This is a genomic window from Agreia sp. Leaf335 (assembly GCF_001423605.1).
Taxonomy (GTDB): Bacteria; Actinomycetota; Actinomycetes; order Actinomycetales; family Microbacteriaceae; genus Agreia.
Genome location: NZ_LMOQ01000002.1, coordinates 884,576 through 908,990, shown reverse-complemented (window position 1 = coordinate 908,990; position 24,415 = coordinate 884,576). Strand labels below are relative to the sequence as shown.

The window sequence follows — 24,415 nt, the reverse complement described above, 5'->3', positions numbered from 1 at the left end:
ATCAGGGTTCGCGCGCCCGAGAGGGAAACGCCCGGTCACATTCCGAACCCGGAAGCTAAGACTCTCTGCGCCGATGGTACTGCAAGGGGGACCTTGTGGGAGAGTAGGACACCGCCGGACTCCTATTACACGAATGGCCACCCCCTAGGGGTGGCCATTCGCTGTTTAACGACCTTCTCAGCAGGACGGTAAAGTCGTAGGGTGCTCAGAGCAGAGAATCATCCCCAGTCCGCCCGACCATGGCTCGCGAGCTACCCTCCTGGCCAGGACTCGGACATCCCCGACATCACGTTCCGATCGATCCCCGAACTCGTCGCCGCCACGTGCGCGAAGTTCGGTGATCAGCCGGCGTTCTCGAACATGGGCCATGCCCTGTCGTTCCGCGACGTCGATGTGCTCTCCGACCGTATGGCGGCCTTCTATCAGAAGGAACTTGGCCTGGTTCCCGGCGATCGCATCGTCATCCAGCTGCCCAACCTCCTCCAGTTTCCCGTCGCCATGTTCGGCGCGCTGAAGGCGGGCCTCGTCGTCGTCAACGCCAATCCGCTCTACACGGCACACGAGCTCAAAGCGATTCTCGTAGACTCCGGCGCCGTCGCCATCGTCGTGCTCGAGAACTTCGCCGTCACGCTCGACCAGGAGATCGGCGGCACGGACATCCGGCACGTCATCTTGACCTCGGTGGGCGACCTGCTGCCGCTGCCCCAGCGCGCTTTCACGAACTTCGCTGTCAGGTACGTGAAGAAGATGGTTCCCGCTCATTCGCTGTCGGGCACCATCTCGTTCCGCGACGCGCTCAGCAGGGGAGCGCAGCTCGTCTTCGACGCACCCAGCATCGCACCGGAGGATCTGGCCTTCTTGCAGTACACCGGAGGCACCACCGGCGGCACGAAGGCCGCCATGCTGACTCACCACAACATGCTCGCGAACCAGTTCCAGATCATGGGACCGATCAGGGTGGCTCTGCAGGAGGGCGTGGAGACGGTCATCGCCGCCCTGCCGCTGTATCACGTGTTCTGTCTCACGGTGAACTGCCTGGGGTTCTTCCACTTCGGGGCCCACAACGTGCTCATCACGAACCCTCGCGAGACGGATGCGCTCATCAAGACCGTGACCAAGTACCGACCGAGCGTTCTCATCCTCGTGAGCACCCTCGCTGCGGCGCTGCTCGACCGGCCGGGCTTCGACACACTCGACTTCGCCCCGCTCAAGCTGAGCGTCGCAGGTGGAATGGCGCTGCGCACCCAGGTCGCCGAGGAGTGGGAGCGCAGGACCGGCTCGCAGATGGTGGAGGGCTACGGGCTGACCGAGGCCTCTCCCGTGGTGTCGGTGAACCCCACCATCGGCACGGCTCGCCTCGGAACGATCGGCCTTCCCCTTCCGTCGACCTACGTCGAGATCCGCAACGACGACGATGTGGCCGTTCCCTTGGGCGAGAGGGGAGAACTCGTGGTCTTCGGCCCCCAGATCATGAAGGGCTACTGGAACAAGCCAGAGGAGTCTACGAAAGCCATCGGACCCGACGGCTGGCTGCACACGGGTGACGTCGCGATCATGGATGCTGACGGCTACGTGACGATCGTCGACCGCATGAAGGACATGATCGTGGTCGGTGGCTTCAACGTGTATCCCGCTGAGGTCGAAGAGGCGGTGCTCAGCGACCCCAGAGTAAAGGAGGCCGGCGTCATCGGCGTCGACGACGAGCACTCGGGCGAGACGGTCAAGTTGTTTGTCGTGCGCCAGGATCCGTCGCTCACCGAGGCCGACATCCGCGGCTATCTCAAGGATCGCCTGGCCGGCTACAAGCGACCCAAGTACATCGTCTTCCGCGACGAGCTGCCGAAGACCAATGTCGGCAAGATCCTGCGACGCGAGCTGAGGGAACCGGGCGACTCGGCCTCACGATAGTCTGGGTGCACAGTCTTTTTCATGCGGTGCCTCGGCGGCGCCACGATCGAACGGTAGTTGTTTTCATGAGAGTCATCGTCTTCATCCTGTGCCTGGCTGTCTTCGTCGCCGGGATGGTTGTGATGGCGTACTCGTTCCCCGGTGACGGAGGCTTCCTCGCCGAGGTGTTCGTGGGCGGCGTGCTGCTGTCGTCGGCCGCCGTCTTCGTGCCGATGAGTGTTCTGCGCTGGCTCGACCGGGCATAGCCCCGAAGCGGGCTGCAGCTACCAGGCTGCGGGCTTGTAGTCCTTCAAGAAGACTCCGTGCAGGTCTTCACCGGCTTCGCCTCGAACGATCGGGTCGTAGACCCGTGCCGCGCCGTCGACGAGGTCGAGCGGGGCGTGGAAGCCCTCTTCCGCCAGACGCACCTTGGTGGGGTGAGGACGCTCGTCGGTGATCCAGCCGGTGTCGACGCTGGTCATCAGAATTCCATCCGACTCGAGCATCTCGCCGGCGCTCGTTCGCGTGAGCATGTTCATCGCCGCCTTGGCCATATTCGTGTGCGGGTGCCCGGGCCCCTTGTACCGGCGGCTGAACTGCCCTTCCATGGCCGACACGTTCACGATGTACGTGCGGCGCGCCTCGGAAGCGGCCATCACGGGGCGCAGCCGGCTCACGAGGATGAAGGGCGCCGTCGTGTTGGCGAGCTGCACCTCGAGCATCTCGAGGGGATCGACGTGCTCGACGTTCTGCGTCCAGCTGTTGACGTCGTGCAGATCGGGCACCAGCCCTCCGGCGTCGATCGCGGTTCCCGCGGCGAGGCGGTCGAGCGAGCTCGAACCCGGTGCCATGGCGAGATTCGTGAGTTCCGACGCCGTGAGCTTGTCGGCGACGAGTGCGGTGGATCCCAGAATCGGGTGCGCGGCGACGGACGCCGCCAACGCCTGAGGATGCGCGTCGTTGGTATGGCCGAAGGTCACCAACTCGGGCAGCGGCCGGTCCGTCGGCAACGGCTCCAGCTCGGCGTCGGTGAGCGGTGCGTACGAGCCGGGGGAGCGCTTGACTGTCTGAGCCGCGTTGTTGATCAGGATGTCGAGGGGTCCCTCTGCGGCGACGGCGTCTGCGAGGGCGATCACCTGTGCGGGATCTCTCAGGTCGATTCCCACGACCTTCAGACGGTGCACCCACTCGGATGCGTCGGGCAGGCTGGAGAAGCGACGCACGGCATCCCGGGGGAAGCGCGTCGTGATGGTCGTGTGGGCCCCATCTCGCAGGAGACGCAGGGCGATGTACATGCCGATCTTCGCCCGACCGCCGGTGAGGAGCGCGCGCTTGCCGGTGAGGTCGGTACGGGCATCCCGTTTCTCGTGGCTCATGGCCGCGCAGTCGGGGCACAGCTGATGATAGAACGCGTCGACCAGCGTGTAGTGCTGCTTGCAGATGTAACAGGCCCGCGACTTGAGCAGGGTGCCCGCGGTGGGCGCCTCGATGGTGCTGGCGAGGGGGATGCCGCGTGTCTCGTCGTCGATGCGATCGGATGCGCCCGTCGCGGTGGCCGCGACGACGGCCCTGTCGGCTGCGGCGATTCGCGCGCGCTTCTCTTGGCGGCCGTGGTTCTTTACGGCCTTGAACATCTTGGCGGTCGCTCGACGCACGGCCACGAAATCAGGATGCTCCTGCTCGAGCGTGTGCAGCTGTGCCAGCACCCGAAGGGTCACCTCGAGCTCGTCGGCGGTGAAGCCGGCGGGCGGCGTTTCGGGTTCGTTCGGCAGGTCTGTCATAACCGAACGATTCTACCCGCGGCCGCTCGGCACCATAGTCTCGTCTTATGGCGACTCCTGATTTCGTACTGGCCCTGCGCGAGAAGATCGGTCACGCTCCGCTGTGGCTGTCGGGCATCACGGCCGTGGTCACACACAACGACAGCGTGCTGATGGTTCGACGCTCCGACAATGGTGACTGGACCCCCGTGACCGGCATCATCGATCCGGGCGAGCAGCCCGCCACCGCCGCCGCTCGCGAAGTTCTCGAGGAGGCCGGCGTGGTCGCCGTGGCCGAGCGTCTGTCATGGGTGCACACGCTCCCGATGCTGACCTACGAGAACGGCGACCAGTCGGAGTACCTCGACCTCACGTTCCGCATGCGCTACGTGTCCGGTGATCCCTACCCGGCCGACGGCGAGAACACCGAGGCCCGCTGGTTCGCCCTCCACGAGCTGCCGGAGATGTCTCTCGACATGCGCACGCGCATCCGATACGCCCTCGATGAGATTCCCGCCGCCCGCTTCGAACTGTGAGGCCCGTTCGGGAGCGCTGAGCTACTCGACGACGGCGATCACGATCGAGAGCACGACGCTGACCGCGCCGACACCCGCGAAGATGTAGCCGAGAAGCCTCAGCAGATGCCCCTCTCGGTGGGCGGGGTCGGTGCGAGCCTGCTCCGGACGCCGGGGGTTCACGAACACCGTCACGTCGTCGCCCTCGACGAGATGGGCGGTCTCTTCGGTGTCTGCGGGCAGCTCGTACAGGTGGCCGTCGTCGCCCAGCCATCGGAAGACGTGCGTGTCGTCAGCGTCGCCGCGCGGCGCATCCGGAACCGGGTGACGAGCCACGATCACGGCCATCGTCTCGGTCCAGCCGCTGAAAGCTAGTCGGCGCACGTAGCCCGCGATCAGCAGCGGTATGCCGAGGCAGAGCCCGATCCACGAGAGCAGTTCCACGACCAGCGATGCTGCGTCGAGGGGCGTGGTCATGGATCGATTTTAGGGGTCTACGCGGGACGCGGCTCTTCGACCACGACATCCGCCGGGTTCTTGTCGGTGCGCCATCCCCGCCACACGGGCTGACGGAGCCGGTTCGTCGACGTCCATTCGGCAAACTCGACCTCTCCGACGCCGGACGGGGTGATCCAGTGCGCGTCGCGGCCGTCTGCCGCAGGCACGTCGGTCGCCGGCGACGTCTTGCGCTCCATACGGGCGAACCGTGTGGCCAGCTCGGCGAGATCCCGTTCGCTGAAGCCCGACCCGACCCGACCCGCATAGCGGAGCTCGCCGTCTCGAGGTACGGCCACGAGCAGCGAACCGATCGTGTTCGCCCGTCGCCCGGCCCCGGGCCTCCAGCCCACGACCACGACCTCCTGCGTCTTGTGCAGCTTGAGCTTGATCCACGCCGACGATCTCTTGCCTGATCGATACGTCGAGTCGCGCTTCTTTGCCACGACGCCCTCCAGGTGCAGCTCTGCGCTCGCCGCGAGTGCCTCGTCGAGGTCGCCCTCGTAGGCGGGAGGTACCTGCACGAGGGAGCTCGCGTCGGGCACGACGATCTCCCGCAGCGCCGCGCGCCTCTCGTCGTAGTCTCGGGAGGTCAGCGACTCGCTGCCCCGCTCGAGCGCATCGAAGACGAAGTAGTGCGCCCTGGTTGACGAGATCGCACGCTCGACCTCGGATTTCTTCGTGAGTTTCATCCTGCTCTGCAGGCGTCCGAAATCGGGACGCCCCCGCGCGTCGAGCGCGACGATCTCGCCGTCGAGCACGCAGTCGGTCGTTTCGTCGAGGGACTGCGCCACCGACTCGGCTATCTCGGGGAAGCTGCGCGTGAGGTCGTTCCCGTTCCGGCTCGTGAGTCGGACCTCGCCATCTCGTAGCCGGGCGATGGCGCGGATACCGTCCCACTTCATCTCGAGTGCCCATCCTGCGGGGGCGTCGTCGGCGAGAACGGTCTCCCTGGTGCCCAGGGTGGCGAGCATCGGTGAGATGGATCGCTCCGAGGACGCCGAGCGCCGAGAATCCGCTGCAGGAGTGGTCGAGGGCGCCGCTGCCGACTGAGCCGGATCCATCAGATGGATGAGCCAGTTGTTCTCGGCGCGGCCGGCGCCCCCCGTGTGGATGAGGGCCAATCGTCGTGGCTCGCCGAGGCCCGACGGCTTCGTTCCCGTCAGGGTGGCGATCACCTCTTTTCCGTCGCGCCACTTCTCGAGCTCGTACGTGCCGGCATCCCAGATCGTCACCTCACCGCCACCGTACTCACCGGCCGGAATCGTGCCCTCGAAGGAACCGTAGGCGAGCGGGTGGTCCTCGGTCTGCACCGCAAGGTGGTTCTGTTTTCCCGACGTGGGCACTCCCTTCGGCAGCGCCCAGCTCACCAGCACCCCGTCGTGTTCGAGGCGAAAGTCGTAGTGCAGCCGCCTCGCGTGATGCTCCTGAATGACGAACGAGCGCCCCTCGGTGGGCTCCGCGGCCTCGCTCGGCACCGGCTCCGGCGTCTTAGACGCGTCGCGCTTCTGCCTGTACGTCGACAGGCGGTCGGCCGTCGGTTCGAGCGCGTCGAGGTGGCCCTTCGTGAGGTCGGCGAGTGGGTCGCCGCGCCGCTTCACGCGCCGCAGCACCTCGTGGAAGTCGAGCTGGGCGAGCGAGGGACTCGACAACTCGCGCCAGGTGCGAGGCGCCGCGACCATCGGATGCGACCGGCCGCGCAAGGAATACGGGGTAATCGTCGTCTTCGATCCGTTGTTCTGGCTCCAGTCGACGAGCACTTTGCCTTGCCGGAGTTCTTTCTTCATGTCGCTGACGATGAGATCGGGGTGGGCAGCCTCCAGGGCGCGGGCGAGCTCGTGCGCCACGGCGGACACCTCGTCTGACGTCTGTCGGCCGTCGAGGGCCGCATAGAGATGGATGCCCTTCGACCCGCTCGTGACGGGCATGGGATCGAGTCCCATGTCGCGCAGGATCTCGCGGGCGAGGCGGGCGACTTCGGCACACTCGGGCAGACCCGCACCCTCGCCGGGGTCGAGGTCGAGCACCAGACGATCGGGATTCTTGGGCTCGCCCGTTCGAGCGAACCGCCACTGCGGCACGTGGATCTCGAGTGCCGCGATCTGGCCCAGCCAGGTGAGCGTGGCGAGATTGTTGACGAGCGGATAGTCATTCGAATGGTTCTTGTGCTCGATCGTGCCGCGGGTGACCCAGTCCGGAGTGCCGTCGTCGAGATTCTTCTGGAAGAACATCTCGCCCGGATGCTCCGCGGTGCCCACGCCGTTGACCCACCTCTTGCGGGTGGCGGGCCTCTCGCGGGCATGCGGAATCAACACGTGCGCGATGGACGCGTAGTAGTCGAGGACCTCGCCCTTCGTGGTTCCGGTCTCGGGATACAACACCTTGTCGAGGTTGGTCAGAGTGAGTCTCTGCCCGCCCACGGACACCACCTGTTTCGTCGCGCTCATGCTGACATTCTCTGCACGATCCGGGGGTCAAGGGCTAGTGCTTGCGCTTCGAGAGGAGTTCACTCGGATGTATGAGAGCCATCTGGAAAGGCGCCGTCACGTTCGGCCTCGTGAACGTGCCCGTGAAGGTCTACGCGGCCACCGAAGACCACGACATCTCGTTGCACCAGGTGCACGATGAAGACGGCGGGCGAATCAGGTATCAGAGACGCTGCGAGATCTGCGGCAAGGTCGTGGACTACGCCCACATCGACAAGGCATTCGACGACGGGGAGCGCACCGTGGTGCTGACCGACGACGACCTCTCGAGTCTGCCGGAGGAGAAGAGCCGCGAGATCGATGTGGTCGAGTTCGTGCCGAGCGAGCAGATCGATCCGATCATGCTCGACCGCAGCTATTTTCTCGAACCCGACTCGTCGAGCGCCAAGTCGTACGTGCTACTGCGGCGAACGCTCGAGCAGACCGACCGCACCGCGATCGTGCACTTCGCGCTCCGGCAGAAGACGCGCCTCGGCGCCCTTCGCGTACACGGCGATGTGCTCATGCTGCAGTCCCTCCTCTGGTCGGACGAGGTGCGCGATGCATCCTTCTCCGCCCTCGACGAGCGGGTGCGCATCACGGCGAAAGAACTCGAGATGTCGAGCGCGCTCGTCGACAGCTTCGCCAGCGACTTCTCTCCCGAGGACTTCACCGACGACTACCAGCAACAGCTCCGCACGCTCATCGATGCGAAGCTCGAGCAGGGCGAGGCCCTCGACACCGACGCGACGTTCGGGGAGCAACCCGAGAAGGAGTCCGGGGGAGAGGTCATCGATCTCATGGAGGCTCTGCGCCGGAGCGTCGAACGGAATGCGGCCAAGAAGAAGTCGGCACCGAAGAAGAAGCCGGCGGCGAAGAAGACGGCTGCGGCGAAGAAGGCTGCTGTCGAGAAGGAGCCGGCGGCGACCAAGAAGCGCCGGGCGTAATGTGGGGGCGTGCATTCCCCGCTGATCCCCGACGACGTCATCGCGCGCATCCGTTCGCGCGCCGCCGGATACGACCGTGACAACGTCTTTCCTCACGAGGATCTTGCAGAGCTGATCGGGCTCGGGTATCTCGGTCTTTTCGCTTCTACGGATCAGGGCGGCCGCGGCCTGGGGCTCGCCGCGGTCGCGCGTGAGCAGAGGCGCCTTGCAGCGGCGGCGCCCGCGACGGCGCTGGCGATCAACATGCACCTCGTCTGGACGGGCGTGGCGAAGGCCCTGCGGGATCGCGGAGACGAGTCGCTCGCCTTCGTGCTCGACGAGGCTGTCGCCGGTGAGATCTTCGCCTTCGGCAACAGCGAGCCGGGCAACGACCTGGTGCTCCTCGACTCTCGCACCCGAGCCGACCGACATCCGGACGGGGCGTATTCGTTCACCGGCCGCAAGATCTTCACGTCGCTGTCGCCGGTCTGGACGCGACTCGGCGTCTTCGGTCGCGACGACACGAGCCCGGATGCGCCCCAGCTCGTGCACGCCTTCATCGATCGGGCGGCCGGCGGGTATCGAATCGAAGATGACTGGGACACGCTCGGCATGCGCGCGACGCAGAGCCACACCACGATCCTCGAGGGAGTCACGGCGCCGGCCGATCGCGTGTTCCGACGCATCGCGCCTGGGCCGAGCGCAGACCCGCTCGTCTTCGCGATCTTCGCGAACTTCGAGATCCTCGTGGCAGCCGTCTACGCCGGTATCGCCGACCGCGCCCTCGAGCTGGCGGTGCAGGCTGCCCACCGAAGAACGAGCCTGAAGTCGGGCGGCCGACCCTACGCATCCGACCCCGACATCAGGCATCGCGTTGCCGAGGCCGCGATCGCGCTTGACGCGCTCGAACCGCAGATCGACGCGTTGGGCCGCGATGTCGACGAACTCGTCGACCACGGCACCCGCTGGTTCTCGAAGCTCGTGGGTGTGAAAGTGCGTGCGACCGAGACCGCACGTGTCGTGGTGGACCAGGCGATCAGAGTGACCGGAGGGTCGGCGATGTCGAACTCGAGCGAGCTCGGCCGTCTCTACCGCGACGTCTTGGCGGGCATGTTCCACCCGTCAGACGACGAATCCGCACATGCCACCGTGGCCAACTCGCTCCTGGGCCCGGTGACCGAGTGATGGCGTCCGATGCGTCGTAGAGCCGCCGCCATATCGACGTTCGTCTGCCTCGGCCTGCTGCTGACATCGTGCGCTGGGGCGGGCAAGACGCAGGACGCTCCTGCCGAGACCCCGACGAAGACCGCGCAGGCGACGCCGGCCCCTGCCCCCTCTGTCGAGGAGATGACGGCGCAGTATGCGTCGGTGCGCGCCGACACCATGACGCTCGAGCAGAAGGTCGCCTCGATGTTCATCGTTCGTGCGCCCGGGGTCGACGGGGCGGCGTGGCAGGCCGCCGTGTCGTCGCGAGGCCTCGGCGGACTGATCCTCATGGGCGAGAACATTCCGGCAACGCAAGAGGAGCTGGCTGCTCTGACAGGCGGAGTCGCCTCGGAAGACGGTCTCGCCCCGCTCATAGCGGTCGACGAGGAGGGCGGCGACGTGACCCGGCTTCCGTACGACGGCTTCGCCGGAGCGGACACTCTCGCTGCCGAGCCGGAATCGGCGACGCTCGACGCCTTCACCGGTCGTGCGGCGCTACTTCATGACGCCGGAATCTCGGTGAACTTCGGCGTCGTCGCCGATGTCACGGCCGATCCGACGTCGTTCATCTTCAGCCGAGCGCTCGGACCGGATGCCGCGTCGGCGTCGCCGAAGGTCGCTGCCGCGGTCGCCGGTGAGAAAGGGCGCGTCTTCAGCACGCTCAAGCACTTTCCCGGGCACGGGGAGTCGACGGGCGATTCGCACACCAGCGTGCCGCAGATCGACGTCGACCTGAACGGATGGCGTGTTCGAGACGCGCCACCCTTCGAAGCGGGCATCGACGGAGGAGCCGAACTCGTGATGTTCGGTCACCTTGCCTACACGCCCGTCGACCCGCAGCCGGCGAGCCTGTCGTCTACCTGGCACGCCGTCCTGCGAGACGAACTGGGGTTCACGGGCGTGACCGTGACCGACGACATGGGCATGCTCGAGGCGACCGGCCTTCCCGAGTACGCGAATGCGGGTGAGAACGCCATCCGAGCGGTCGCCGCCGGCAACGACCTGCTTCTCTACGTGACACCGGGGGACATCGACGCGACCATCTCCTCGGTCGTCGGCGCCGTCGAGGCCGGGCGCATCGACCCCGCCGTCATCGACGACGCGGTCGAACGAGACCTGGAGCTGCGCCGGACCCTCTGGCTCCGGCAGCATCCCGACGTTGCGTTCTGATTCAGCCCTCGAGGTGCCGCTCGTCGTGACCGGAGTAGGCGCTCAGCGGCCTGATCAGTGAGTTCGAGGCGCGCTGCTCCATGATGTGAGCGGTCCAGCCCACGATGCGACTCGCGACGAACAGCGGCGTGAACGTCTCGGTGTCGAATCCCATGAGGTGATACGCGGGGCCCGACGGGTAGTCGAGGTTCGGCAGGATGTTCTTGCGCGCGGTCATGGCGGTCTCGAGCGCGTCGTAGAGGGCACCGAGATCGGGGCGGTCGTAGTGCTCGAGGAGTGCGTCGAGGCTGGTCTTCATCGTGGGCACTCGCGAGTCGCCGTGCTTGTAGACGCGGTGGCCGAAGCCCATGATCTTGCGCTTCTCGGCGAGGGCGGTGTCGAGCCAGGCGGCAGCCTTGTCGGCGCGGCCCACCTCGTCGAACGTGTGCATCACGGCCTCGTTGGCCCCGCCGTGCAGGGGTCCTTTGAGCGCGCCGATCCCTCCGACGACCGCCGAGTACAGGTCGGCGAGAGTCGAGGTGATGACCCGGGTCGTGAAGGTGGACGCGTTGAACGAATGCTCCGCGTAGAGGATCATCGAGACGTCGAACGCGTCGACCACGACCAGCTCAGGAACATCGCCGAAGGTCATGTGAAGAAAGTTGGCCGAGTAGCCGAGGTCGTCGCGCGGTTCGACGACGTCGTCTCCGTGACGACGTCGCTGGTCGTAGGCCACGATCGCGGGGATTCTGGCGTAGAGACCGATCGCCTTCTCGAGGTCGGCCTCGGGCGAGTCGTCGGATGCCCGTGGGTCGCTTGCGCCGATGACGCTCACGGCCGTGCGCAGCACATCCATCGGGTGAGCGGTGAGCGGCAGCTCGTCGATGATGCGACGGACCGCGACGGGCAGCGCTCGCTGAGCGCGCTCCACGCGCTCGAACTCCGCGAGCTGCTCGTCGGTGGGGAGCTCGCCGTGCCAGAGCAGATACGCCACCTGTTCGAACGAGCAGAGCGCGGCCAGTTCTTGAACGGGATAGCCGCGATAGAGCAGCGAGTTGCTCTCGGGATTGACCTTGGAGATGGCCGTCGTGTCGACGACGACACCGGCCAGGCCCTTGTGGATGCGAGGTTCTTCGACGATCGCGGACGAATCTGACACGGGCGGGCTCCTTCGCATGAGGCTGCGCCCTCCCGAACGGGGGACGCGGTCGCCATGCTATCGAACCGGGGTGATGAATCAGGAGGCCGGCGGAGGGGAAGCTCTGCGTCGGGACACCGTGCGGATGATGACGATCGTGACCGACGCGAGGATTGTCAGAACGGCCAGCCAGGGCAGGGCCACGCCGAAGGCCACCAGGGAACCGTTGAGAGCGCCGACGAAGGAACGCCAGCCGACGAGCAATCCACCCCAGAAGTCCCGGGGCGCACCCGTTGCGATCGCACCCGCGGTGTGCAACTGCAGATCGATCGTCGAATAGGAGATCTGGTCGCCCAGCAGGTCGCGTTGCGACGTCAGGGAATCCAGCTCGGCTTGACGCGTGGAGAGCGCGGACTCGAGCGTGATCAGGTCGTCGGTGTCAGTGGCGGCGGCCATGAGGTCGAGAAGCCGGTCGACCGATGCCTGCATCGCCGTGATGCGGGCATCGAGGTCGGTCGTCTGGGCCGTGACGTCTGTCGACGAGATCGACACAGACTCGACGGTTCCGAGTTTCTTCAGATCGTCGAGTGTTTCTGTGACCTCGTCTTGAGGCACCCGGATCGTGAGCGCCGCGCTCGCAGACTCCGAACCCGTCTCGGCCTGTTCTGAACGATTGTCGATGCGCCCGCCGTGCTGCTCGACCACGCTCACCGCCGATCCGCTGGCTTCGGCAGGGTCATCCACGGTGATCGAGACCCACCCCGTCGTGACGACCTGCGCATCGGCCGACACGGCACCGTCTTGAGGCGTGCCGGGCGCGGACCTCTCCTGCTGGGGCGAGGCCGGGGCCGGCGCCCCGGACGAACTGGAGCACCCCGTGAACAGCAATGCGGCGGCGACGGTGGCGACGGCTGCGAGCGCGAATCTCTTCATGAGGGTCACGCTAGGGACGGTTGGCTGCGAGCAGAGTGAGCGAGATGCGATGGTTACCCTCTCGTTATCGCGCCGTTACGGACCTTGCGTGGGGACGAGCACCTAGGCTCGATGCATGGACTATCGCACTCTCGGACGCACTGGACGAACCGTATCGAGCATCGGACTCGGTACCTGGCAGCTCGGAGCGGATTGGGGCGACGTGAGCGCCGCCGAGGCCCACGCGGTTCTCGATGCGGCCGTCGAGTCGGGCGTCACGTTCTTCGATACCGCCGATGTCTACGGCGACGGCCGCAGTGAGCAGTTGATCGGCGAATACCTCGAGGCGCACCCCGTCAGCGAGGTCACCGTGGCGACGAAGATGGGTCGACGCGAGGCGCAGGACCCGTCGAACTTCACGCTCGAGAAGTTCCGCGAGTGGACCGACCGCTCGAGGCGCAACCTCAACGTGCAGACGCTCGATCTGGTGCAGTTGCACTGCCCGCCCACCGCGGTGTTCAGCTCCGACGCCGTGTATGACGCGCTCGACACGCTCGTCGACGACGGTGTCATCGCCAACTACGGCGTCAGCGTCGAGACGTGCGACGAGGCCCTCGCGGCCATCGCTCGCCCCGGCACCGCAACGGTGCAGATCATCCTCAACGCCTTCCGTCTCAAGCCTCTCGATGCCGTCCTGCCCGCGGCCATCGAGGCCGGAGTGGGCATCATCGCGCGGGTTCCGCTGGCATCCGGTCTGCTCAGTGGGCGGTACTCGGCCGACACGGTGTTCGCGGCCGACGACCACCGCAACTACAACCGCGACGGCAGCGCGTTCGACGTGGGCGAGACCTTCTCCGGTGTCGACTTCGAGGCCGGCGTCGCTGCCGCCCGCGAGTTCGCGGAGCTCGTGCCTGACGGAACGACACCTGCCGCGGCGGCCCTCGCGTGGGTCGCGTCGCGTCCCGGTGTCAGCTCGGTCATTCCCGGTGCGCGCAATGTGGCTCAGGCCCGTGCGAACGCCGCAGCCGGCTCTGTCGGTTATCTCGGCGAGGCTTTCGAAGACGGCGTCAACGACATCTACGATCGCTACTTCCGCGAGGCCGTGCACGGCCGCTGGTGACAAGTTGCCGTGGGTGATGCGCCGGTGGCGTGTTGCTGCGTCGATGCTCGCGAACTCGGGTCTACTTTCGTAGGCGGCCCAAGAGAACGAGGACATCGGTGAGCAGAGCACGTCGTACGAACCATACGATCACGGCCCTGGTCGTCGCCGCGATTGTCGGCGCGACCACATTGTCTGGCGGCGCGGCCGCACGGGCCGACGACTACCCGTCATGGGACGACGTGCAGGCCGCGAAGGCGAGCGAATCGGCGAAGCAGAGCGAGGTCGACCAGATCACCCAACTCCTCGCGCAGCTGAAAGACGAGGCGTCGGCAGCTCAGCAGCAGGCCAACGAGAAGTGGACGCTCAACGAGAAGGCGCAGAAGGCGCTCGAAGAAGGACAGAAGACGGCGGATTCGCTCGCGGATCGCGCGGCCACCCTGCAAGCGTCCGCGGACGCGTCGAAGAAGCAGGCTGCGCAGCTCGCGGCGCAGTTCGCTCGCCTGGGCGGTGGTGAAGACGTCACGTCGATGCTGCTGACCAGCTCCTCCGGCGAGAGCGACGATCTGCTCGGCAAGCTGGGGTCGTTGAGCAAACTCAGTCAAACGGTCTCCGGCGTGTATGCCACCGCGAAGACGCAGAGCAACGACGCGGCGGCGATGAGTGATCAGGCGCAGGTCGCGAAAGACGCGTTGACGTCGCTGGCGAACACGGCGGCGTCCTCGCTCTCCGACGCCCTCTCTGCTCAGAAGGCTGCGGTCAGCGCGGTGAACGCCCAGTCCGCCCACGAGTCGGAGCTGCAGGCTCAACTCGCCTCGCTCACTCAGAACGTCGCAACCACAGAAGCGGACTACCAGGCAGGCATCGCGGCGGCGGAGGCGGCCGCGGCTGCTGCGGCTGCGGCCGCCGCCCAGGCGGGGTCCGCGCCCGGAGCGCCCATCTCTGACGACGCACGCACGCTCGCGCTGGAACTGGTCGGCGACATCCAGGCCGGTCGTCTGACGGGCGCCCAGCCCGACCACCTTCAGGAGATCGAGTGGATCGCTGCCGGTGACTCCGTGGAGAACTGCGGCATCGACACGCAGATCCTCGCCGCGATCGTCGTCGCCGTGCGCACATTCGGCTCGGCCGGAGTGAGCGATATCAATCGCAAGTGCACCGGCCAGATCGAGGGTGCCGGCATCTATTCGGCGCACTATGTGGGCGGGGGAGGCCATGCGGTGGACTTCAACGCGCTCGATGGTCAGGGCCTCTCAGGAGCAGACGACAATTCGCTGCGCCTGATCGCGGTGCTCGACCAGGTGATGCCCTCGGGCTCCGGACTCGGCCAGCGCCAGTGCCGCGTCAATGCCGGGGATGAACCCGATTTCGCGAACTTCCACGACTTCGCCGACACCTGCACCCACCTGCACGTCGACGACCTGACCTGAGCGTCAACCGAGGTCGTCGGGGTCTTTTCCCGTGCGCTGGCCGCTGTCGAGCGCGGCGATGCGCGCGCGGTCATCGTCGTCGAGTTCGAAGTCGAAGACGTCGACGTTCTCGCGGATCCGTGCCGGTGTGATCGACTTGGGGATCACGATGTTGCCGAGGTCGAGTTGCCAGCGCAGCACGACCTGAGCCGCTGACCGGCCGTGCTTCGAGGCGAGCGCCGCCAACGTCGGATCGTCGAGGATGCGGCCGCGTGCCAACGGAGACCACGCCTCGGTCGCGATCGAGTGTGCGGCGTCATACTCCCGCACCTCGGCCTGCTGAAGCCACGGATGCAGCTCGACCTGATTGATCACCGGCGTCTCTCCACCCTCCGCTGCGAGCCTCTCGAGGTGGTGCGGGTGGAAGTTCGAGACGCCGATCGAGCGCACGAGGCCGTCGGCCTTGAGGCTCTTGAGCGCACGCCAGGTCTCGACGTAGCGGTTCTGCCGCGGGGCAGGCCAGTGGATGAGGTAGAGGTCGAGGTAGTCGAAGCCGAGCTTCGAGAGGCTGGCGTCGAACGCCCGTCGAGTCTCGTCGTATCCGTGGTCGCTCTGCCAGACCTTCGAGGTGACGAACACCTCATGCCGCGGAACGTCGCTCGCACGGACCGCCTGACCGACGCCCCTCTCGTTCTCGTAGAACGCGGCCGTGTCGATGTGGCGGTAGCCGGCGTCGAGGGCGTGAGCGACAGCATCCGTCGCCTCGGCGTCTGACACCTTGTAGACGCCCAGGCCGAGCTGGGGGATGGCGCGTCCGTCGGACAGGGTCACAAGGGGAGAAGTAGGCACCCGACCATTATCGACGACTCGGTGGCGGGCGCCCGTCGTGCAGACTAGAGGGCGACGAGGGGGGAAACGAGCATGGCGAAAGCGCCTACCGTCTACGACGTGGCCGAGCGCGCCGGCGTATCGATCGCCAGCGTGTCGCGCGTGCTGCGCAGTCCCGACTCGGTGAAAGAGCAGACCCGGGAGCGGGTGCTCGAGGCGGTACGACACCTCGGCTACGTTCCCAGCGCGAACGCCCGGGGGCTCGCGGCGCGCCGAACGAACGTGATCGGGCTGTTCTTTCCCGGCCACGACGATGTGGCGGGATCCGACGCTCAGCCCCTGGCGGCATCCGGCGGCGTGACGATCGTGCGCGACGACCCGACGACCGAACCCGAGACGAACAACTTCTACTTCGACGAGGTGCTGCGCGGGGCCGAGATCGAGGCCTGGCGACGCGGGTTCGCCCTGATGGTGGCCGCCGGCCGCGGCGCGTCGCGCGAGGCGATCGTGAACGACATCGCGGGCCGGGTCGACGGCCTGGCCGTGCTCGCGCGCACCGTGCCCGACGAGTTGCTCACGCATGTGGCCCGGCGCATCCCCGTGGTCGTTCTCGCCGCGACGCGCGGAACAGACGAGTTCGATCACGTGAGCGTCAACAACGCTCCCGGCATGCGTGCGATGACCGAGCACGTTCTGGGCGCGGGGGCCCGGCGCCTGCTGTACATCGCCGGTCCGGAGGACTCGCCCGACGATGCCGAGCGACTGCAGGGATTCCGGGCGGCTGTCGACGGTGTCTCCGAGGTGACGGTCGAGCTGATCCGCGGTGACTTCAGTCGGGTGCGGGGGCGCGAGATCGCGCTCGGGGTCGACACGCTGCCCGACGCGATCGTCTGCTCGAACGATCAGACGGCCCTCGGCGTTCTGGATGCGATGGGTCGCCGATCGATCAGCGTCCCGGACGACGTCATGGTCACCGGATTCGACGGCATCGCGGCCGGGCGGCACTCGTCGCCACGACTGACGACCGTGCATCAGCCGATGGTCGAGCTCGGACGAGCGGCCATTCAGGCGCTCACCGCGCGGCTCGACGACCCGTCGATGGAGGCGCGGTCGCTCGTGCTTCCAGTGCAGGTCGTGCTGCGGGAGAGCTGCCCGTAGCTGTCGCCTGCGAGCTCGCAGCGCTCTGGGCATTCCGCTTGCATTTGCAAACTGTAAGCGCATACAGTGTGGTGAACGTGCACGTCACCACCATTCACGTCAGTTCATCGTCGACCTGAGAAAAGCGGTTCCAATGAAGCACCCAACCCGACGCCGATTGGGCGCCCTCGTCGCAGCCATCATGCTGACCACGGGGCTCGCGGCATGCAGCATCCAGATCGAGAGCGCACCCGATCCCTCGATCCCGAAAGACACGATGCTCGTCGCGGCCGACAACGGCTCGCCCCTGTTCGAGCGCAACTTCAACCCCTACATGACGAACAAGCGCACGGCCGCTTTCTACATGTACGAGCCGCTCGTGATTCTCGACAACGTGACGGGCGAAGAGCACCCGTGGCTCGCCACGGGCTACGAACTCCCCGATCCCTCCACGGTGGTGTTCACCATTCGCGACGGCGTCACGTGGAGCGACGGCAAGCCCTTCACACCGAAGGACGTCGCATTCAGCTTCGATCTCCTCAAGAAGTACCCGACCTTCGACCTGCAGGGCATCTGGAGCTACATCGACACGGTCGAGACGAGCGACACGACGGTGACCGTGCACCTCAAGGCACCCGATGTGCCGGCCGCGCAGCTCATCGCGACGACGCTCATCGTGCCCGAGCACATCTGGAAGGATGTGCCCGACCCGTCGACGTTCCGCAATCCCGATCCCGTCGGCACCGGTCCGTACACCCTGGGCAACTTCGCCGCTCAGCAGTACACGATCGACAAGAACCGCACCTACTGGCAGGCCGACAAGGTCGCCGCCGAGCACATCATCCTGCCCGCGACCAACACCCAGCTCGACGTGGCCACCAAGGGCTACGACTGGGCCTATTCGTTCATCTCCGATGTCGATGGCGCCTGGGTCGGGGCCGGCAACAAGAACACCTACTGGTTCCCGCCGGGAGGCACGGTCGCCCTGTTCCCGAATCTGACCAAGGCTCCCTTCAATGATCTGAACGTGCGACAGGGGCTATCGCTCGCGCTCGATCGCAAGGCCGTGGGCGATTCGGCTGCAGAGGGATACATGGATGTGGCGGGCCAGACCAACATCCTGCTCCCGTACCAGCAGAACCTGCTCGACCCCTCGATCCCCGACTCGGGGCTCGTGGCCCAGAACCAGCAGAAGGCGCTCGAGTACTTCGCTCAGGCCGGCTACACCCAGCAGGGCGGAAAGCTCGTGGATGCTTCCGGCACCCAGCTGAGCTTCACCATCACGACGGCCAACGGCTACAACGACTGGCTCAAGGGCGTGCAGGAGGTGCAGAAGCAGTGGGGCGCCATCGGCATCGACGTGAAGGTGGCGAGCCCGCAGCCCGCGGCCTACCAACTGGCTCTGCGCAACGGCGAGTACGACCTCGCCATGGGCGGAACGGGCGGAACCGGCTCGATCTTCCGCGACTTCAACGGGCTCCTCTCGAGTGACTACCTCAAGCCGGTCGGAGAAGAGGCCGTGTTCAACTTCGAGCGGTACAACAACCCCGAAGCCGATGATCTGCTGACCCAGTACAAGCTCGCCATCGATCCGGAGAAGCAGAAGCAGCTGGGTTATCAGCTGCAGAACATCGTCTACAACGATCTGCCCGTGTTCAGCCTGTACTACGGCGGATCATGGGGCCTCGTGAGCAACGCGAAGTTCACCGGCTGGCCGAGCGAAGCCGACCCGTATGCCTCGCCCAAGACCTACGACTCCACACCCCTGCTCGTTCTCACCCATCTGAAGAAGGTCAACGATGACTAGCGTCACGATCGCGCCCGGCAGCGCCGATGTCTCTGCCGCGCCCCGCACATCAGGATCAGGCGGAGGGAGGGCATGGGGCTACGTGGCCCGCAAGGCCGGCCTGCTGCTACTCACGCTGTGGGCGGCCATCACGCTCAACTTCATCCTTCCCCGTCTGATGCCCGGTTCGCCGGCCGACGCGGCCCTCGCGAAGCTGGCACAGAACGGTCCGGTCAGCGACGCGACCAAGGCGGCCATCGAGGCCCAACTGGGAGTGCCGACCGGCAACATCCTCGAGCAGTATGTGGCGTACCTGCATCAGGTCATCACGCTCGACTTCGGCGTCTCGTACACGTTCTACCCGCAGAGCGTCTCCGAGCTCGTCAGCACCGCGCTGCCGTACACGCTCGTGCTGGTCGGCGTCGTGACGATCATCGCCTTCGTTCTCGGCACCCTGCTCGGCGTGCTCGCCGCCTGGAAGCGCGGAACCTGGCTCGACACGCTGCCCACCCTCGCGGGATCGTTCGCCAGCGCGTTCCCGTATTTCTGGACCGCTCTGCTTCTGCTGTTCTTCGCGGGGTACGTCGGCAGGCTGTTCCCCACCTCCGGCGCATACGGGCCGACCGCATCACCGCAGTTCACGATCGGCTTCCTCGGCGACGCGATCTATCACGCCGCTCTACCCGCGCTGACGATCCTCATCACCTCGCTCGGCGGCTGGATTCTCGGAATGCGCAACACGATGATCTCGACGATCGGCGACGACTACGTGACCTTCGCCGAGGCCAACGGGTTGAAGCCTCGCACCGTCGCCCTGCGCTACGCGGCACGCAACGCAATCCTTCCGAACCTCACCTCGTTCGGGCTTGCACTCGGCGGCGTCGTCGGCGGATCGATCCTGGTCGAGCGGGTGTTCGGATACCCCGGCATCGGCTACCTGCTCTTCAACGCGGTCACCAACCAGGACTACCCGTTGATGCAGGCCCTGTTCCTGATGATCACCGTGAGCGTGCTCATCGCCAACTTCCTCGTCGACATCTTGTACGGCGTGCTTGACCCGAGGACCCGCCGATGAGCACCCAGAGCATTCCCCCCTCGACCCGCGCTGTGCGCGCCATCGAGGAAGCGTCGATCGCGCCCGCACCGAGCCCGCTCAAGGTGGTGCTGCGCGTCGCATCGACCGTGTGGTCGAACGGCAAGGCCCGCATCGGCATCATCATCCTCGGACTGATGATCCTGATCGCGGTCTTCGCACCGCTGCTGGCTCCGTACGGCGCGAGGCAGAACGGCTTCGACCGCTCTGCGGATGCCTCGGCTGCGCACTGGCTCGGCACGACAGCCGCCGGCGAAGACGTGCTCTCCCAGCTCATCTGGGGCGCGCAGATCAGCATCTTCGTCGGACTCATCGCCGGACTGCTCTCGACCGTGATCGCAGTTCTCGTGGGCCTCAGCTGGGGTTACGTGCGAGGCTTCGGCGCCGATGTCATCAACTTCATCGTCAACCTGTTCCTCGTGATTCCCGGTCTGCCGCTGATGATCGTCATCGCCGCGTACCTCTCGGGTGGCGGTATCGGCATGATCATCGTGGTCGTCGTGATCACAGGATGGGCGTGGGGTGCGCGCGTACTGCGCAGCCAGACGCAGTCGCTGCGTTCTCGTGACTTCGTCACGGCCGCCGTCTTCAGCGGCGAACGTCCGTTCCGGATCGTGTTCCGCGAGATCCTGCCGAACATGACCTCTCTCATCGTGGGCAACTTCTTCGGAGCGGCGACAGCGGCGATTCTGGCGGAAGCCGGGCTCGAGTATCTGGGCCTCGGAGACACCACGGTGGTCAGCTGGGGAACGATGCTCTTCTGGGCGCAGAACTCCAACGCCCTGCTCACCGGTCAATGGGCGCTGCTGTTCGCGCCCGGCCTGTGCATCGCCCTGCTCGCCACGAGCCTCACCCTCATCAACTTCGGCGTCGACGGAATCTCGAATCCGCGCCTCCGGGAAGGAAAGCAGCGATGACCGCCCTGCTCGAGATCACAGACCTCTCCGTCGACTATGGAGAGGGTGCAGACAGCACTCATGCCGTGAACCATGTGTCGTTCACCCTCGAGCACGGCGAATTCGTCGGGCTCGTAGGCGAATCGGGATCGGGGAAGTCCACCCTGGGCTTCGCCGTCACAGGGCTCTCGAAACCACCGGCCCGAGTCGTGGGCGGCAGGATCCTGCTCGACGGAGTCGACATCGCGAGCCTCTCGAGTGACGATCTGCGCGAGCAGCGCCACGGCGGCATCGCCATGGTGCTGCAGTCGGGCATGAACGCGTTGAACCCGGTGCGCAGCATCCGCAACCACTTCGTCGACATCTTCCGTGCCCATGGCCACATCGACCGAGCCGACTGGGGCACCCGGGCGGCGGAACTCGTCGCCAAGGTCGAGTTGCCCTCCAGCGTTCTCGACCGGTTCCCCGGCGAGCTGTCCGGAGGAATGCGTCAGCGCGTATCGATCGCGCTCGCCCTGTCGCTCGAGCCGAAGCTCATGGTGTTCGACGAGCCGACGACCGCGCTCGACGTTCTCGTGCAGCACGCCGTGATGGACACGATCATCGAGTTGCAGAAGAGAGAGAACTTCACGGCGTTGCTGATCAGCCACGATCTCGGCATCGTCCTCGAGTCGGCGCAGCGGGTGCTCGTGATGCACGAGGGCGAGATCGTCGAGGATGCGCCGTCTCGGCAGATCCTCGAGAACCCCGGCGACGACTACACGAAGATGCTGCTGTCGCACTACGCGGATCCGCGGGCCGAGGTCGTGAAGCTGCCCGGCTTCGAGGGCCGCACCCGCCGTGCACCCGCCGCGGCACCGCCGACCGTGTCGTCGCGCACCCGGCGCCAGGATCAGAAGGCTATCGTCGTCGACCACGTCTCGAAGGTGTACCCGGCACCGCGCCGCGGCGAGCCGCAGGTCACCGCGGTCGACGACGTCTCGTTCACGCTCGAGCCGGGCCAGTCGCTTGCGCTCGTCGGCGCATCCGGAAGCGGCAAGTCGACGCTGGCGAAACTGATCACCGCCGTCGAGAAACCCTCTGCGGGCAGCGTGCGCTTCGGTGACCTCGACGTGGGCTCTCTGCGCAGAGGCCAATTCCGGCAGTTGCACCGCGACGTGCAGATGGTGTTCCAGGATCCGTACGCCGCACTGAACCCGCTGCACACCGTCGAGTACACGCTCACGCGGCCGGTCGTCAACTTCACGGGGCTGAAGGGCCTGGATGCGCGGCGCCGGGTTCTCGAGCTGCTCGACACCGTCGGCCTGTCGCCCGTCGAGGAGTTCGCGGCCAAGCTCCCGCACCAGCTCTCGGGAGGCCAGCGTCAGCGCGTGGTGATCGCACGAGCCCTGGCGAGCAACCCGCAGGTGATCATCGCCGACGAGCCCGTGTCGATGCTCGACGTGTCGTTGCGCGCCGGCGTGCTCGCTCTTCTCGAAGATCTGCGTGAGCAGTGGGGGGTCTCGTTGCTGTACATCACCCACGATCTGCTGTCGGCGCGCGTGGTGACCGACAACATCATGGTGTTGAACGGCGGACGGGTGGTGGAGCGCGGCAACACGGCGGAGGTGCTGCGCAACCCGAGCGACGAATACACGATCCGTCTGCTCGACGCGATTCCGAACCCCGGCCGACGGGACGTGGCGTGACGTTCGGCGGGCTCGCGCTGCCCGAATCGCTCACCGTGTTCTCGATCGACGGCCTGACCGCATTTCGCGCGATGCCCGACGGCCCCGAGCGAGGAGTCGTTCTCTTCGTTCCGGGATTCACCGGGTCGAAAGAAGACCACCGCTTTCTCGTCGACCTCGCCGCGCATCGAGGGTGGGAGGCCTACTCATACAGCCAGCGGGGCCAGGCCGATTCGATCGCTCCGCACGGCATCGACGAGTACTCTCTCGACACCCTCGCGGCCGACGCGGTCGCCGTGGCCGAGCGCATCGCGGGAGGCCGCCCCGTGCACCTGGTGGGCCACAGCCTCGGCGGGCTCGTCGCCCGAGCGGCGGCCATTCTGCGCCCGTCAGTCTTCGCCGATCTCACCATGCTGTGCTCGGGACCGGGAGGCCAGGGACCCGAGCATCACCGCGACGACGCAGCGTTCGTGGCTCGACACGGCACGCTCACCTGGTGGGAGCACAACAACCCGCTCGGTGCGAGAAACGAAGACGAGGTCTTCGTTCGCGAACGTGCCGCGGCCTCGAGCGACGACAATTTCCTCGCCCTCGCCGCCATCCTGCGCGACACCCCTGACACCGGAGACGCGCTCCGCGACACCCGGCTTGCCGTTCTCGTGGCGCACGGAGATGCCGACGACGCGTGGCCGATCGCCGATCAGCTCGCGATGGCCCGCCGCGTCGGTGCCCGCTACGAGATCATCCCGAACGCCGGGCACCTGCCGAACATCGACAACCCGGAATACACGACCGAGCTGCTCGACGGCTTCTGGTCGCAGCAGCCGGGCCCACAAGACCCCAGCACCAACCACAAAGGAGAATCCTGATGCTCACCTTCCCCGACGGCTTTCTGTGGGGTGCGGCTACCGCCGCGCACCAGATCGAGGGAAACAATGTCAACAGCAATTGGTGGGTTCACGAGAACGAGCCGGGCACCACGATCGTCGAGCCTTCCGGAGACGCGGCCGACAGCTACCACCGCTACCGCGAAGACGTCCGTCTGCTCGCAGAGCTCGGGCTGAACTCGTACCGGTTCAGCATCGAGTGGTCGCGCATCGAACCCGAGCGCGGGCTGTACTCGCGCGCGTCGGTCGATCACTATCGGCGCATGGTCGACACCTGCCACGAGTTCGGCATCGAGCCGATCGTGACGCTGATGCACTTCACCGTGCCCCGCTGGTTCGAGAACGACGGCTTCTGGCGTGCGTCCGACGCGGCGGATCTGTTCGCCCGCTACACGGAGCTCGCTCTGCCCGTCGTGGCGGAGGGCGTGAACTACGTCTGCACGATCAACGAGCCCAACATCGCCGCGATGCTGGCCGGGGGAGAAGACGCGTCGAACCTCGTCGCGTACGGCCTTCCCAAGCCCGACCTCGGCGTCGCGGATGCGCTGCTCGAGTCGCACCGCCGCTCCCGTGAGGTGCTGTCGCAGGTCTCGGGACTCAAGACGGGCTGGACCATCGCCACCCAGGCGTTCGAGGCGGCCGATGAGCCGGGCTCCGAAGAGAAGAAGCGCGAGATCGCCTACCCGGCCGAAGACTGGTACCTCGAGAGCGCCGCGGGCGACGACTTCATCGGCGTGCAGGCCTACACGCGCAACATCGTCGGACCGGAGGGCATCCGCCCGCCCGCCGCCGAGGTGGAGAAGACGCTCACTGAGTGGGAGTACTTCCCTCCGGCCGCCGGAATCGGCGTTCGCGCCGCCTGGGAGCTCAGCGACCACACTCCGGTCATGGTCACCGAGAACGGCATCGCGACCCAGGACGACAGCCGCCGCATCGATTACACCCGCGGCGCCCTCGAGGGGCTGCACGCGTGCATCGAAGACGGCGTCACGCTACTGGGCTACCAGCACTGGTCCGCTCTCGACAACTACGAGTGGGCGTCTGGCTTCGCGCCCACCTTCGGGCTCATCGCCTGGGACAAGCAGACCTTCGATCGCACCCCCAAGCCCAGCGCGAGCTGGTACGGCGAGGTCGCGAAGGCCAACGGGCTCTAAGCGCTC

At 66.4% G+C, this 24,415-nt stretch carries 21 protein-coding genes and 1 rRNA gene; 16 read left to right on the top strand and 6 right to left on the bottom strand.

Annotated elements, in window-relative coordinates; genetic code table 11:
* Positions 1-8: 8 nt before the first annotated feature.
* From rrf to ASF79_RS10275, 3 genes are all read left to right on the top strand, one after another.
* Positions 9-120: ribosomal RNA gene (rrf, locus tag ASF79_RS10285) — 5S ribosomal RNA — on the top strand.
* Between the two features lie 81 nt (positions 121-201).
* Positions 202-1,908, top strand: a complete 1,707-nt coding sequence (locus ASF79_RS10280; RefSeq protein ID WP_055783481.1) for an AMP-binding protein — start codon at positions 202-204, stop codon at positions 1,906-1,908.
* A gap of 65 nt (positions 1,909-1,973) precedes the next feature.
* Complete coding sequence (locus ASF79_RS10275) at positions 1,974-2,153, top strand: hypothetical protein (RefSeq protein WP_055783479.1); 180 nt, start codon at positions 1,974-1,976, stop codon at positions 2,151-2,153.
* An 18-nt stretch (positions 2,154-2,171) separates the two neighbouring features.
* On the opposite strand, the gene ASF79_RS10270 is transcribed toward ASF79_RS10275, so the two are convergent.
* Entirely contained in the window at positions 2,172-3,668 is a 1,497-nt protein-coding gene (locus ASF79_RS10270) for an SDR family oxidoreductase (RefSeq protein WP_055854479.1), read from the bottom strand.
* A gap of 47 nt (positions 3,669-3,715) precedes the next feature.
* Between ASF79_RS10270 and ASF79_RS10265 the strand changes: the two genes are divergently transcribed.
* Complete coding sequence (locus ASF79_RS10265; RefSeq protein ID WP_055854475.1) at positions 3,716-4,183, top strand: NUDIX hydrolase; 468 nt, start codon at positions 3,716-3,718, stop codon at positions 4,181-4,183.
* 21 nt (positions 4,184-4,204) lie between these two features.
* Here ASF79_RS10265 and ASF79_RS10260 read toward each other — a convergent pair whose 3' ends face one another.
* Together ASF79_RS10260 and ASF79_RS10255 are read right to left on the bottom strand one after the other, a co-directional pair.
* Complete coding sequence (locus ASF79_RS10260; protein ID WP_055854471.1) at positions 4,205-4,639, bottom strand: DUF3592 domain-containing protein; 435 nt, start codon at positions 4,637-4,639, stop codon at positions 4,205-4,207.
* 17 nt (positions 4,640-4,656) lie between these two features.
* Entirely contained in the window at positions 4,657-7,104 is a 2,448-nt protein-coding gene (locus tag ASF79_RS10255) for an ATP-dependent DNA ligase (RefSeq protein ID WP_055854468.1), read from the bottom strand.
* A 71-nt stretch (positions 7,105-7,175) separates the two neighbouring features.
* Between ASF79_RS10255 and ku the strand changes: the two genes are divergently transcribed.
* The 3 genes from ku to ASF79_RS10240 are packed head-to-tail and all read left to right on the top strand — an operon-like array spanning position 7,176 to position 10,424.
* Positions 7,176-8,069 (top strand): non-homologous end joining protein Ku, encoded by an 894-nt coding sequence (ku, locus tag ASF79_RS10250; protein WP_055854465.1) that lies wholly within the window; start codon positions 7,176-7,178, stop codon positions 8,067-8,069.
* Positions 8,070-8,078: 9 nt separating this feature from the next.
* A complete protein-coding gene (locus ASF79_RS10245; RefSeq protein WP_055854463.1) occupies positions 8,079-9,233 on the top strand; it encodes an acyl-CoA dehydrogenase family protein in 1,155 nt (384 codons plus the stop codon).
* A gap of 9 nt (positions 9,234-9,242) precedes the next feature.
* Positions 9,243-10,424, top strand: coding sequence for a glycoside hydrolase family 3 N-terminal domain-containing protein (locus ASF79_RS10240; RefSeq protein ID WP_055854460.1), 1,182 nt, complete (start codon positions 9,243-9,245; stop codon positions 10,422-10,424).
* A gap of 1 nt (position 10,425) precedes the next feature.
* On the opposite strand, the gene ASF79_RS10235 is transcribed toward ASF79_RS10240, so the two are convergent.
* Together ASF79_RS10235 and ASF79_RS10230 are read right to left on the bottom strand one after the other, a co-directional pair.
* Positions 10,426-11,580: a bifunctional 2-methylcitrate synthase/citrate synthase gene (locus ASF79_RS10235; RefSeq protein ID WP_055783456.1), complete on the bottom strand. Its 1,155-nt coding sequence runs from the start codon at positions 11,578-11,580 to the stop codon at positions 10,426-10,428.
* 60 nt (positions 11,581-11,640) lie between these two features.
* On the bottom strand, positions 11,641-12,474 hold the full coding sequence (locus ASF79_RS10230) for a DUF4349 domain-containing protein (RefSeq protein ID WP_082495802.1): 834 nt from the start codon (positions 12,472-12,474) through the stop codon (positions 11,641-11,643).
* Between the two features lie 115 nt (positions 12,475-12,589).
* On the opposite strand from ASF79_RS10230, the gene ASF79_RS10225 reads away from it, so the two are divergent.
* Together ASF79_RS10225 and ASF79_RS10220 are read left to right on the top strand one after the other, a co-directional pair.
* Complete coding sequence (locus ASF79_RS10225) at positions 12,590-13,573, top strand: aldo/keto reductase (RefSeq protein WP_055854456.1); 984 nt, start codon at positions 12,590-12,592, stop codon at positions 13,571-13,573.
* Positions 13,574-13,671: 98 nt separating this feature from the next.
* The gene (locus tag ASF79_RS10220) at positions 13,672-14,982 is read left to right on the top strand and encodes a coiled-coil domain-containing protein (protein ID WP_055854452.1); all 1,311 of its coding nucleotides are present in this window, start codon (positions 13,672-13,674) and stop codon (positions 14,980-14,982) included.
* A gap of 3 nt (positions 14,983-14,985) precedes the next feature.
* On the opposite strand, the gene ASF79_RS10215 is transcribed toward ASF79_RS10220, so the two are convergent.
* Entirely contained in the window at positions 14,986-15,810 is an 825-nt protein-coding gene (locus ASF79_RS10215; protein WP_055854448.1) for an aldo/keto reductase, read from the bottom strand.
* Between the two features lie 72 nt (positions 15,811-15,882).
* Here ASF79_RS10215 and ASF79_RS10210 point away from each other — a divergent pair, with 72 nt between their 5' ends.
* From ASF79_RS10210 to ASF79_RS10180, 7 genes are all read left to right on the top strand, one after another.
* Complete coding sequence (locus tag ASF79_RS10210) at positions 15,883-16,947, top strand: LacI family DNA-binding transcriptional regulator (protein WP_055854445.1); 1,065 nt, start codon at positions 15,883-15,885, stop codon at positions 16,945-16,947.
* 133 nt (positions 16,948-17,080) lie between these two features.
* On the top strand, positions 17,081-18,733 hold the full coding sequence (locus tag ASF79_RS10205; protein ID WP_082495801.1) for an ABC transporter substrate-binding protein: 1,653 nt from the start codon (positions 17,081-17,083) through the stop codon (positions 18,731-18,733).
* Positions 18,726-19,787, top strand: a complete 1,062-nt coding sequence (locus tag ASF79_RS10200) for an ABC transporter permease (protein WP_082466498.1) — start codon at positions 18,726-18,728, stop codon at positions 19,785-19,787. The genes ASF79_RS10205 and ASF79_RS10200 overlap by 8 nt, the downstream gene beginning before the upstream one ends.
* The gene (locus tag ASF79_RS10195; protein WP_082466496.1) at positions 19,784-20,722 is read left to right on the top strand and encodes an ABC transporter permease; all 939 of its coding nucleotides are present in this window, start codon (positions 19,784-19,786) and stop codon (positions 20,720-20,722) included. Before ASF79_RS10200 ends, ASF79_RS10195 begins: the two co-directional genes overlap by 4 nt.
* Entirely contained in the window at positions 20,719-22,389 is a 1,671-nt protein-coding gene (locus ASF79_RS10190) for an ABC transporter ATP-binding protein (RefSeq protein ID WP_055854440.1), read from the top strand. The genes ASF79_RS10195 and ASF79_RS10190 overlap by 4 nt, the downstream gene beginning before the upstream one ends.
* Complete coding sequence (locus ASF79_RS10185) at positions 22,386-23,237, top strand: alpha/beta fold hydrolase (protein ID WP_055854438.1); 852 nt, start codon at positions 22,386-22,388, stop codon at positions 23,235-23,237. The genes ASF79_RS10190 and ASF79_RS10185 overlap by 4 nt, the downstream gene beginning before the upstream one ends.
* Positions 23,237-24,409 carry a glycoside hydrolase family 1 protein gene (locus tag ASF79_RS10180; protein ID WP_055854434.1) on the top strand — a complete coding sequence of 391 codons (1,173 nt, stop codon included), beginning with the start codon at positions 23,237-23,239 and terminating at the stop codon, positions 24,407-24,409. The genes ASF79_RS10185 and ASF79_RS10180 overlap by 1 nt, the downstream gene beginning before the upstream one ends.
* Positions 24,410-24,415: the final 6 nt, after the last annotated feature.